Raw genomic sequence first — 10,180 nt, 5'->3', positions numbered from 1 at the left:
CTCCAACCCCCGCGCCGCGGTCTCCGGTGCCGACCTCAGCACCGGGTCCTTGACCAGCAACCCCTGGAGTACCGGCGCCAGTTCGCCCGCGCGGACGGCCGGGGTCGGTTCCTCGCCCAGCAGGGCCGTGAGCGTGGCGAAGTCCCCGTGGCGGTCGAAGGGGCCGCGACCCTCGACGGCGGCGTACAGCGTGGCGCCCAGGGAGAACAGGTCCGCGGCCGGGGTGGGCGGCTCGCCGCGGGCTCGCTCCGGGGCGAGGTAGCCGGGTGTGCCGAGGATGCCGGCGGTGGCGGTGAGGCGGGGTTCGTGGGACTCGGGCTGGAGGGCGATGCCGTAGTCGGTGAGCAGCACGCGCGCGTACGGATCGCCCGAAGCGTTCGGTGCCAGAAGGATGTTGGCCGGTTTCACATCCCGGTGCAGGATGCCGATGCGGTGCCCGGCGGTGAGCGCGTCAAGGACGGCGAGCCCGATGCGGGCCACCCGGGCGGGCGGCAGCGGGCCCGAACGCCGTAGGACCGCTTGGAGGTCGACGCCGTCCGGAACGTACTCCATGACGATCCAGGGCAGACCCTCGTGGATCACCACGTCGTGCACGGTCGCCACATGCGGATGGCCGCGCAGCCGGGCCGCGTGCCGTGCCTCGCTACGGGCCCGCGCGATGCGCTGTGCGGGCTCGCCCGCACCCGTCGGGACGTCCGGCAGCGAGATCTCCTTGACGGCGACCTCGCACGCCAACTCCTCGTCGTACGCGAGCCATACGCGCCCCATGCCGCCCGCGCCGAGCATGCGCAGCAGTCGGTAGCGCCCGTTGACCACCCTGCCCTCGCCCTGTTCCGGCGTATCCCCGGCCATCACGCCTCCCCCGAGACGGCGCGCCTCCCCCGAGGACGCGTGGAACCTGTCTCCGAAGGTAGCCTCGCACCCGCCACTGACAAGAGGGCTTTTCCGCACTGATTCGAACAATCACGCCGGACGAGGACACATGCGGCTCAGTGGTGCGGACTGGCCTCAGGCGTGACGGCCGCCGTCTCGGGCCTGACGCGCGGCGAGGGCGGTCAGGCGACCGGCTCCAGGAACCCCTGCTCCACCAGCAGCCGGATCTGCGCCGGCGTCCGGTCGCGCAGCAGGACCGGGTCCTCGCCCACGAGTTGGGCGATGGCGTCGAGGATGCGGCCCGCGCTCAGCGTGCCGTCGCAGACGCCGGCGAAGCCCGCGCCGACCGTGTCGACCTTGGTCGCCCGGCGCATGCCGCGGTGCTGGCGCAGCACGACGTGCTCGGGGTCCTCGGCGCCGGGCAGCCCGACCTGTTCCTGGATGATCTCGGGGGCGAGCCTGAAGTGGGCGGCGAGCAGGGCCGCGTCGTCGTGGGCGCGCAGATAGTCGACGCGGTCGAAGTGCTCCCGCACGGTGTCGCCGAGCGGCTGCTCGACCGGGTGCGGCCACTCCTCGACGGTGATCGAGGGCGCGTCGGAGCCCGTCCTGCGCAGGGTGATCCAGCCGAAGCCCACGGCCTTGACCTTGCGCGCCTCGAACTCGTCGAGCCACGCGTCGTAGAGCGCCTCGTACGCGGCCGTGTCGCCCTGGTGGTCGCCCGCGTCCCGGAGCCACAACTCGGCGTACTGCGTGACGTCCTGGACCTCGCGCTGCACGATCCAGGCGTCGCACCCGCGCGGCACCCACGAGCGCAGCCTGTCCTGCCAGTCCTCCCCCTCCACGTGCTGCCAGTTGGCGAGGAACTGCGCGAATCCGCCCTCGCGCAGCCGGTCCCCCGCCTGCTGAACGAGCGACCGGCACAGATCGTCCCCGCCCATCCCGCCGTCGCGGTAGGTCAGCCGGGCACCCGGCGAGATCACGAACGGCGGGTTCGACACGATGAGTTCGTACGTCTCGTCGTCCCGGACCGGCTCGAAGAGCGAGCCCTCGCGGAGGTCCGCGGCCGGCGCTCCGGACAGCGCGAGGGTGAGCGCGGTGATGTGCAGGGCACGGGGGTTGAGGTCGGTGGCCGTCACGCGCGTGGCGTGCCGGGCCGCGTGCAGCGCCTGGATGCCGGACCCTGTGCCGAGGTCGAGCGCGGCGGAGACCGGCGTCCGTACGGTGATGCCCGCGAGCGTGGTGGACGCGCCGCCCACCCCCAGGACGACGCCTTCCTCCCGGCTGCCGATCCCGCCGGCCCCGCCGACCGCGCACCCCAGGTCGGACACGATGAACCAGTCCTCACCGTCGGGCCCGCCGTACGGCCGTACGTCCACGGTCGCGGCGACCTCGTCGGCGCCGACGGACGCCAGCCACCCGCTCGCCACGCACTCGGCGACGGGCAGCACGTCCGCCACGCGTGCGTGCGGCACGGGCTGTTGGAGCAGGAACAGCCGGACCAGCGTCTCCAGCGGGGTGTCGCCTCTGGTCGCCCGGAGGGCCGGCACGGTCTCGCTGCGGGCCAGCGCCGCGTACGCGGGGGCACCGAGCAGTTCGAGCAGTCCGTCGGCGGTGAAGGCGGCGCCGAGCAGGGCGTCCCGGAGCCGGGCGGCGACCTCCGGGCGGTCGGATGCGGGCAGGGTGGGCAGGCTGGAGTTACTCACACCCCCATTGTGGCCGCTCGCACCGACAACACGCGTGGCACCGACCGACAGGACCCCCGCGTATGCGAAGGCCCCGGCACGCACGCGTACCGGGGCATCTTTCAGCAACTGAAAGATCGCGGCCTACAGGAGAGGCCGATTCCCGAAATCGCTGCCTACAGGAGAGGCCGATTCCAGAAGAGGTCAGGCCGCCGACGACGAAGCCGCCGGAGTCGCCGTCTTACAGGCCTCCTGCTTGGTCATCGCCTTGCCGACATCGCCCTCTTCGAGGGTCTTCAGGGCGTCGTTCCCGCTCGTGCTGAGCTTGTCCAGCGAGGTCGCGATGTCCTTGAGGCCGTCCGCGAACTTCGCCTGGTCCTTGGTGTTCAGCACGTCCACCTGCTTCTTCAGGGTGGCGTACGACGTCGAGATGTCGTTGAGCTCCTTGACCGCGTCCTGCTGCTTCTTCGCGCCGTTGTCGACGTCCGGTGCCCCGGCGGTGTTCACGGCGGCCCCGATCGCCTTGTAGGCGTCGGACATGTCCTGGAAGGCCTGCGAGTCGGTCTTCTGGACCTCTTCCGGGGTGCTGTTGTCCGAGGTCTCCTTCTGGATCGCCGTGTTGGCGGCCTCGATCTTCTTCGCCTGCGGCTGCACGGCGACGCAGACCTGCTTGGCCCATGCGTCCAGCTTGGCGTCGCTGTCGTCGCCGCTGCCGCCGCATCCCGACAGCCCCAGTACCAGTACCGCACCGCCGGACAGTGCGGCCGCGAGCTTCTTGTTCACCGGATTGGTCCCTTCCATGGCTCTCGGCCCCGGAACATACACGGCGGACGGGCCGCACCTCCGGGCCTAAGGTCCGATAGGAGACCTTTTGAAGCCATTTGCACCAAGCGAGAGAAGGCTCACGGCGAGGGTCTGAACACCGACAGAACGGGCGGGCGGCGCCCACAACTCGCGCCGCCCGCCCGCCCGTTGAACCGAGCCTCGGAGGACCGTCGGCCTGAGCCCCGTAGGACCCCTGCGCCGATCCCCGTAGGTCCGCCTACGAAACGACCGCCCGATCCGCCGCCTTGGCCGGCTTCTCGGCGTCGTCCCCGTCCCCCACGGCGATCCCGCGCCGCTTGGAGATGTACACCGCGACGGCGATCACGAGGAACGCGAGCACCGAGATCGTGATCCGCACCCCGATGTTCTTGTCGTCGCCGTAGCTGAACTTGATGACCGCGGGCGCGATGAGCAGCGCGACGAGGTTCATCACCTTCAGCAGCGGGTTGATGGCCGGGCCCGCGGTGTCCTTGAACGGGTCGCCGACCGTGTCGCCGATCACCGTGGCGGCATGGGCCTCGCTGCCCTTGCCGCCGTGGTTGCCGTCCTCGACGAGTTTCTTCGCGTTGTCCCAGGCACCGCCCGAGTTCGCGAGGAAGACCGCCATCAGCGTGCCGGTGCCGATCGCGCCCGCGAGGAACGAACCGAGCGCGCCGACGCCGAGCGTGAACCCGACCGCGATCGGGGTGAGCACGGCGAGCAGACCGGGCGTGGCCAGCTCGCGCAGCGCGTCCTTGGTGCAGATGTCGACGACGCGGCCGTACTCCGGTGTCTCGGAGTAGTCCATGATCCCGGGGTGCTCGCGGAACTGCCGCCGCACCTCGTAGACCACGGCCCCGGCGGACCGGGAGACCGCGTTGATCGCCAGCCCGGAGAAGAGGAAGACGACCGCGGCGCCGACGATGAGCCCGACCAGGTTGTTGGGCTGGGAGATGTCCATCATCAGGTTCAACGGCGCGCCCGGCCCGGACAGTTTCTCGCCGACGTCCTGCGCGCCGGTCGTGATCGCGTCCCGGTACGACCCGAAGAGCGCCGACGCCGCCAGGACGGCGGTGGCGATGGCGATGCCCTTCGTGATGGCCTTGGTGGTGTTGCCCACCGCGTCCAGGTTGGTGAGCACCTGCGCGCCCGCGCCCTCGACGTCGCCGGACATCTCGGCGATGCCCTGCGCATTGTCGGAGACCGGCCCGAAGGTGTCCATGGCGACGATCACGCCGACCGTGGTGAGCAGACCGGTACCGGCCAGCGCCACCGCGAACAGCGCCAGCATGATCGAGGCGCCGCCGAGCAGGAACGCCCCGTAGACCGCGAGACCGATCAACAGGGCGGTGTAGACGGCCGATTCGAGGCCCAGCGAGATACCGGCGAGGATGACGGTGGCCGGGCCGGTGAGCGAGGTCTTGCCGATGTCCATCACGGGACGGCGGTTCGTCTCCGTGAAGTAGCCGGTCAGCTGCTGGATGAGCGCGGCGAGCACGATGCCGATGGCCACGGCGACGAGCGCGAGGATCCGCGGATCGCCGTCCTTGACCTTGATCGCCGCGTCGGTGACACCGTCGAGGTCGGCGTACGACGACGGCAGATAGACGAAGACCGCGACCGCCACCAGCACGAGCGAGATCACCGCGGAGATGAAGAACCCCCGGTTGATCGCGGACATGCCGCTGCGGTCGGTCCGGCGCGGCGCCACCGCGAAGATCCCGATCATGGCGGTGATCACACCGATCGCCGGCACGAGCAGCGGGAAGGCGAGCCCGGAGTCGCCGAACGCCGCCTTGCCGAGGATCAGCGCGGCGACCAGCGTCACGGCGTACGACTCGAAGAGGTCGGCCGCCATGCCCGCGCAGTCGCCGACGTTGTCGCCCACGTTGTCGGCGATGGTCGCGGCATTGCGCGGATCGTCCTCCGGGATGCCCTGCTCGACCTTGCCGACCAGGTCGGCGCCGACGTCGGCGGCCTTGGTGAAGATGCCGCCGCCGACCCTCATGAACATGGCGATGAGGGCGGCTCCGAGGCCGAATCCCTCCAGCACCTTCGGCGCGTCGGCCGCGTACACCAGCACCACGCACGAGGCGCCCAGCAGACCGAGCCCCACCGTGAACATGCCGACGACGCCGCCCGTGCGGAAAGCGATCTTCATTGCTTTGTGCGAGACGGCGGTGAGATCCTTTTCCGGCTCACCCTCCGCGGGGGTCGCTTCCCGGGCCGCCGCGGCGACGCGGACATTACTGCGTACGGCGAGCCACATGCCGATATAGCCGGTGGTCGCCGAGAACACCGCACCGATCAGGAAGAAGATCGATCGTCCGGCGCGCTGATTCCAGTCGTCTGCGGGCAGCAGCAGAAGCAGGAAGAAAACGATCACGGCGAATACGCCGACCGTGCGCAACTGCCGTCCCAGATAGGCGTTGGCGCCCTCCTGGATCGCCGTCGCGATCTTCTTCATGCTGTCGGTGCCCTCGCCGGCCGCGAGTACCTCGCGGACCAGGATGCCCGCGACCACGAGCGCTGCCAGCGCCACGAGGCCGATCACCATCACGAGGATGCGGTTGTCGTCGGTCAGGACTGCGGCTGCGAAGGTTGTGGGGTGGTCAAACTGCTGAGGGGTAGAAAGCCCCGCCATTCGTCCTCCTTGACGCCTGTGCTGAGCTCAAGATGTGGACGGATTGTAGGTACCGGAACCTGATCAAAACAGTGCGCGGCAAACGGAATTGGCCTTCGCATAGTAATGCCTTAAAAGCATTGGCACTTGATCAAATTACCGGCGGACTGATCGTGAATGAATTCACGAAAACGCTGTACGTGATCACTGTACGACTGTCACCCGGGGCCGGACATGCCGAAAGGCCCTACTCAGTAGGGCCTTTCGGGGTAATGATATTGAGCGGGAACGGCTCAGAAATCAGGAGAGCGGCGCGGCCGGCGGAGTGGTCGGCCAGGTCATACGGATCGATCCGCCGTGCTCCCCCGCGGTGACCTCGACATCGTCGACGAGCCCGCTGATGACAGCGAGGCCCATCTCGTCCTCCTCGGTCTCCGCGTCCGGATCGTCGCCCAGGGACCCGGGCGCCTTGTCGCCGGGAGCCGAACGTGGTGCCTCGTCGCCGACCTCGATGGAGAACTGCTTCTCCTCCTCGATCAGCAGCACCTTCACCGGGGCGGTGATCCCACTGCTCTGATGCAGCCCGACGGCACGGGTGCAGGCCTCGCCGACGGCGAGTCTGACCTCGTCGAGTACGGCCTCGTCCACTCCGGCCCTGCGCGCAACCGCTGCCGCCACCAGTCGGGCGGTCCTGACGTGCTCGGGCAGCGCGCTGAAGCGGAGTTCAACGGTGGCCATGCATCCCCCTCGGGACTACGGGCGTGCTGTCGGAGGGCCGGGCTGCCGAAAGCCCGGTCCACCGGTCGTCTATACGGCCGATCGGGGAGCGGTCACACGCCGCTCCCGGAACGGTCGGTCAGTCGGTGGCCGCCACCGCTTCCTCGACCGAGGTGTGAATCGGGAACACCTTGGTGAGGCCGGTGATACGGAAGATCTTCAGAATGCGCTCCTGGTTGCAGACCAGGCGCAGCGAGCCCTCGTGGGCACGCACCCGCTTCAGGCCGCCGACCAGCACACCGAGCCCGGTGGAGTCGAGGAAGTCGACTCCCTCCATGTCCACGACGAGGTGGAAACTCCCGTCGTTCACCAGCTCGACCAGCTGTTCGCGCAACTTGGGCGCGGTATATACGTCGATTTCTCCACCGACCTCGACGACCGTACGATCGCCGACGGTACGGGTCGACAGGGACAGGTCCACGGATCCTCCAGCACCTTGCTATCGAGCGGTCATCCCATGGGACACCTCGGCAGAGCCCCCAGGACGGTTCGCCAGCCGCGATGGCATTCAATCACTTACCGCAGGGCGTGCACGACGCCTTGGCTCCATTGTCCGTCACGCCAGTGACACACTCGGTGCCGATGGCCAAGAATCAGCGAACCGACCGACCCTCGGCGGACCCCGTGTCCGGCCTCTCGCCGAGCACGGTCCTGGACCGGCTGGCGTCGGGACCGAGCCGGGCTTCGCGCATCACTCATACGGAGCACTTGCCCCCGCGCGAGGGCCGCCATGCCGTCTGGCCTGACCGGATTCGCGCGGAGGTGATCGCCACCGTCCAGGAAGCCGGTATCGAACACCCCTGGGCCCACCAGGCACAGGCCGCCGAGCACGCCCTCGACGGCGAGTCAGTGATCGTTGCCACAGGCACCGCCTCGGGCAAGTCGCTGGCTTATCTGGTACCGGTCCTCTCCGCGCTCCTGGACGGCTCCGAGGCGCCGAACGGCCGCGGCACCACCGCCCTGTACCTGGCCCCCACAAAAGCCCTGGCAGCCGACCAGCTCCGCTCCGTGAAGGAACTTTCACAACCGCTGGGCAATGCCGTTCGCCCGGCCGTGTACGACGGCGACACTGTGTTCGAAGAGCGCGAGTGGGTCCGCCAGTACGCCAACTACGTCCTGACCAACCCCGACATGCTCCACCGCGGCATATTGCCCTCGCACCCGCGCTGGTCCTCCTTCCTGAAGTCCCTGAAGTACGTCGTCATCGACGAGTGCCACACCTACCGGGGCGTCTTCGGCTCCCACGTCGCCCAGGTGCTGCGCCGTCTGCGCCGCCTCTGCGCCCGCTACGGCTCCTCCCCGGTCTTCCTCCTCGCCTCCGCGACCGCCGCCGAGCCCTCGGTCGCCGCCCGCCGCCTCACCGGCCTCCCGGTGGTCGAGGTCGCCGACGACGCCTCGCCCCGCGGTGAACTGGTGTTCGCCCTCTGGGAACCCCCGCTCACCGAACTCCACGGCGAGGAGGGCGCCCCGGTCCGCCGTACGGCCACCGCCGAGACCGCCGACCTGCTGACCGACCTCGCCGTCCAGGGCGTGCGCTCGGTGGCCTTCGTACGGTCCCGGCGCGGCGCCGAGCTGATCGCGCTGATCGCCCAGGAACGCCTCGCCGAGGTCGACCGCTCCCTGGCCCGCCGAGTCGCCGCCTACCGCGGCGGCTACCTCCCCGAGGAACGCCGCGCCCTCGAACGCGCCCTCCACTCGGGCGAGTTGCTCGGCCTCGCCGCCACCACCGCCCTCGAACTCGGCATCGACGTCTCGGGCCTGGACGCCGTCCTGATCGCCGGCTATCCGGGCACCCGCGCCTCCCTGTGGCAGCAGGCGGGCCGCGCCGGACGCTCCGGACAGGGGGCGCTGGCCGTCCTGGTGGCCCGCGACGACCCGCTGGACACGTTCCTCGTCCACCACCCGGAGGCCCTCTTCGACCAGCCGGTGGAGTCCACGGTCCTGGACCCGGACAACCCGTACGTCCTGGCCCCGCACCTGTGCGCTGCGGCTGCCGAACTCCCGCTCACCGACGACGACTTGGACCTGTTCGGCCCGGCGACGGCGGACCTGCTGCCGCAACTGGAGGCCGCGAAGCTGCTCCGCCGCCGGGCGAAGGCCTGGCACTGGACACGCCGCGAACGGGCCGCCGATCTCACCGACATCCGCGGCGGGGGCGGAAAGCCGGTCCAGATCGTCGAGAACGGCACCGGCCGCCTCCTGGGCACGGTCGACGAGGCCGCCTCCCACGCGACCGTCCACGAGGGCGCGGTCCACCTCCACCAGGGCCGCACATACCTGGTGCGCTCCCTGGACCTGGAGGACTCGGTGGCCCTGGTCGAGGAGGCGAGCCCGCCCTATTCGACGGTCGCCCGCGACACCACGGCGATCTCCGTCCTGGAGACGGACGTCGAAGTCCCTTGGGGCCAGGGCAAGTTGTGCTACGGCTCCGTCGAAGTCACCAACCAGGTCGTCTCCTTCCTCCGCAGACGTGTCATCACCGGCGAAGTCCTCGGCGAGTCGAAACTCGACCTCCCTCCTCGTACGCTCCGCACGCGTGCCGTGTGGTGGACGGTCACCGAGGACCAACTCGACGCCGCCCGCATCAACCCCGAGATCCTCGGCGGCGCCCTCCACGCCGCCGAACACGCCTCGATCGGCATGCTCCCCCTCTTCGCCACCTGCGACCGCTGGGACATCGGCGGAGTCTCGGTCCCCCTCCATCCCGACACACTGCTGCCGACGGTCTTCGTCTACGACGGCCACCCCGGCGGCGCGGGCTTCGCCGAGCGCGCCTTCCACACGGCCCGCGCCTGGCTCACCGCCACCCTCCAGGCCATCGCCTCCTGCGAGTGCGACGCCGGCTGCCCGTCCTGCATCCAGTCCCCCAAGTGCGGCAACGGCAACGAGCCGTTGCACAAACGGGGGGCTGTGCGGTTGCTCACGGAGCTTCTGCGGGAGGCACCGGAGGCGCGGGGACCGGCGGAGGCACCGGAGACGCGGGGGGAGGCGCCGGTGGAGGTACCGGTCCAGCAGGCCCCGCCCGTGCCCTGACCTCCGCCGCGAACGGTCCCCCGCCCGCCGACGCCGTCACGTCCGACGTCTCGCCCACGACCGCGCACCGCACGAGCCGCGTCCCCTGCGCCCGCGCCACCCGCTCCGCCCGGGCGCAGGCCCCCGTACCGCCCTCCGCCCAGTGGTCGGCCGCCGCGAGCGCCGCGAGATCCGCACCGCCGGCCGCCCGGTGCCGGGCCACGACGGCCTGCCCCAGGGCCAGCACGACCCCGAACACGACACACATCACGGCCATCGCCCCGAGACTCCACACGGTGGCGGCCCCACGGTCCGAGTGACGGGACCTCATATGCCGCCCCAGAGCGGGAATCACCCGCCCCAGGGCCGGAATCACCTCCCGTAGGGCGCCGTTAGGACACCTCACGGC

General features: G+C 70.2%; 8 protein-coding genes. 1 reads left to right on the top strand and 7 read right to left on the bottom strand.

The window, feature by feature from the left end:
• The 6 genes from ACNFOC_RS43825 to bldG form a co-directional block, all read right to left on the bottom strand.
• A partial coding sequence (locus ACNFOC_RS43825; RefSeq protein ID WP_416964591.1) for a serine/threonine-protein kinase occupies positions 1-852 on the bottom strand: 852 nt, incomplete at its 3' end.
• A gap of 203 nt (positions 853-1,055) precedes the next feature.
• The gene (locus ACNFOC_RS43820) at positions 1,056-2,576 is read right to left on the bottom strand and encodes a DUF7059 domain-containing protein (protein WP_416964590.1); all 1,521 of its coding nucleotides are present in this window, start codon (positions 2,574-2,576) and stop codon (positions 1,056-1,058) included.
• A gap of 183 nt (positions 2,577-2,759) precedes the next feature.
• On the bottom strand, positions 2,760-3,338 hold the full coding sequence (locus ACNFOC_RS43815; RefSeq protein WP_416964589.1) for a small secreted protein: 579 nt from the start codon (positions 3,336-3,338) through the stop codon (positions 2,760-2,762).
• 259 nt (positions 3,339-3,597) lie between these two features.
• Positions 3,598-6,003: a sodium-translocating pyrophosphatase gene (locus ACNFOC_RS43810; protein WP_416964588.1), complete on the bottom strand. Its 2,406-nt coding sequence runs from the start codon at positions 6,001-6,003 to the stop codon at positions 3,598-3,600.
• A gap of 279 nt (positions 6,004-6,282) precedes the next feature.
• The gene (locus ACNFOC_RS43805; protein WP_416964587.1) at positions 6,283-6,720 is read right to left on the bottom strand and encodes an ATP-binding protein; all 438 of its coding nucleotides are present in this window, start codon (positions 6,718-6,720) and stop codon (positions 6,283-6,285) included.
• Positions 6,721-6,838: 118 nt separating this feature from the next.
• Positions 6,839-7,180, bottom strand: coding sequence for an anti-sigma factor antagonist BldG (bldG, locus tag ACNFOC_RS43800; protein ID WP_003975386.1), 342 nt, complete (start codon positions 7,178-7,180; stop codon positions 6,839-6,841).
• Positions 7,181-7,260: 80 nt separating this feature from the next.
• Between bldG and sftH the strand changes: the two genes are divergently transcribed.
• Positions 7,261-9,792: a DNA 3'-5' helicase SftH gene (sftH, locus tag ACNFOC_RS43795; protein WP_416964586.1), complete on the top strand. Its 2,532-nt coding sequence runs from the start codon at positions 7,261-7,263 to the stop codon at positions 9,790-9,792.
• Here the strand turns inward: sftH and ACNFOC_RS43790 are convergent.
• Positions 9,680-10,102 (bottom strand): Rv3654c family TadE-like protein, encoded by a 423-nt coding sequence (locus ACNFOC_RS43790; RefSeq protein ID WP_416964592.1) that lies wholly within the window; start codon positions 10,100-10,102, stop codon positions 9,680-9,682. The genes sftH and ACNFOC_RS43790 overlap by 113 nt on opposite strands.
• Between the last annotated feature and the right edge of the window lie 78 nt (positions 10,103-10,180).

The organism is Streptomyces colwelliae (assembly GCF_048158785.1).
GTDB lineage: Bacteria > Actinomycetota > Actinomycetes > Streptomycetales > Streptomycetaceae > Streptomyces.
This window is presented reverse-complemented; position numbering and strand designations above follow the sequence as displayed.

What these genes read in the sequence shown, in the direction of transcription:
- ACNFOC_RS43810 (WP_416964588.1), bottom strand. Translation starts at nt 6,003, where the DNA reads ATGGCGGGGCTTTCTACCCCTCAGCAGTTTGACCACCCCACAACCTTC.
- ACNFOC_RS43790 (WP_416964592.1), bottom strand. Translation starts at nt 10,102, where the DNA reads ATGAGGTCCCGTCACTCGGACCGTGGGGCCGCCACCGTGTGGAGTCTC.
- ACNFOC_RS43805 (WP_416964587.1), bottom strand. Translation starts at nt 6,720, where the DNA reads ATGGCCACCGTTGAACTCCGCTTCAGCGCGCTGCCCGAGCACGTCAGG.
- sftH (WP_416964586.1), top strand. Translation starts at nt 7,261, where the DNA reads ATGGCATTCAATCACTTACCGCAGGGCGTGCACGACGCCTTGGCTCCA.